The sequence below is a fragment of the Agrobacterium sp. MCAB5 genome, assembly GCF_052114365.1.
Lineage (GTDB): Bacteria > Pseudomonadota > Alphaproteobacteria > Rhizobiales > Rhizobiaceae > Agrobacterium > Agrobacterium tumefaciens.
Map to the genome: position 1 here is coordinate 1 of NZ_JBFREP010000051.1, position 969 is coordinate 969.

The following is a 969-nucleotide window of genomic DNA, read 5'->3' on the forward strand; positions in this document are numbered from 1 at the left end:
CTGCTGGCTTTGGCATCCGTGCCGATGGCAACGGCACTCGTACCGCTGGCATTGCTTCTAACACCCAATGCAACACCGGTCTGTCCACTGGCCACGGCAGCCGTGCCGATGGCCACAGCCTGCGCGCCCGTAGCATTGGCTTGTGTGCCCATTGCCAAGGCACCCACGTTGTACCCATTGAGGGTGGCGGCGCCGCCGCCCGTGGCAATGGCACCATCGCCTATTGCGAGGCCGCTGGCGCTGGTCGCATTCGCACCCTTGCCAGCCGCAAAGCTGTTCTGCCCCGTCGCCTGCGCGTCAGCACCCAGCGCCGTTGCGCCGGAGATATCGGCGATCGCGTTCTTGCCGACCGCCGTGCCGGCGACCGTGCCAGCCACCGTCGTGCCGCCGAGATAGGTCGCAATCGCGCCGTCGCCGAAGGCCGAGCCGCCATTGCCGGCGCGAGCAACCGCACCCATGGCAATCGAGCCGGTGGCGATGGCCTGACGGCCGATGGCGATGGAGTCGATGCCGGTGGCCGCGCTATCCGTGCCGATAGCTACGGCATTATCGGCCGCCACAAAGCTGCGGGTGCCGAGCGCCACCGTATCGTTCAGTTTGGCTAGAGGCACGTCGAGGACACTGAAACCGTAATTGGTGCCGTCCCGGCCGATCCAATTGGCACCGCTGATCGAGATGCCGGTGCCGGCACTCGTGCCAAACGCCAAATTGCCGTTCCCCTGAGTGCGCACGCCTGCCAGCTCACCCGAAGCGACGTTCCGGTCACCCTCGAGGCCCTGGCCCGCATTCCGGCCCGTCATAACGTTCCGGTTGCCGGTGACATTGCTACCCGCCAAATATCCGACGCTGACGTTGCTTGCTCCTGCCGAGACATTTCCGGCGCCAATTCCCAACCCCGTGTTGCCATTACCTGTCGATTCCATACCCGACTGATCACCGACGAAGGTATTGAGGGAGCCAGTGTTAAGC

1 pseudogene is annotated in these 969 nt (G+C 64.8%); it reads right to left on the reverse strand.

What is annotated here, in order from left to right:
• A pseudogene (locus AB4Z23_RS27215) lies at positions 1-969 on the reverse strand (hypothetical protein); the annotation flags it as partial.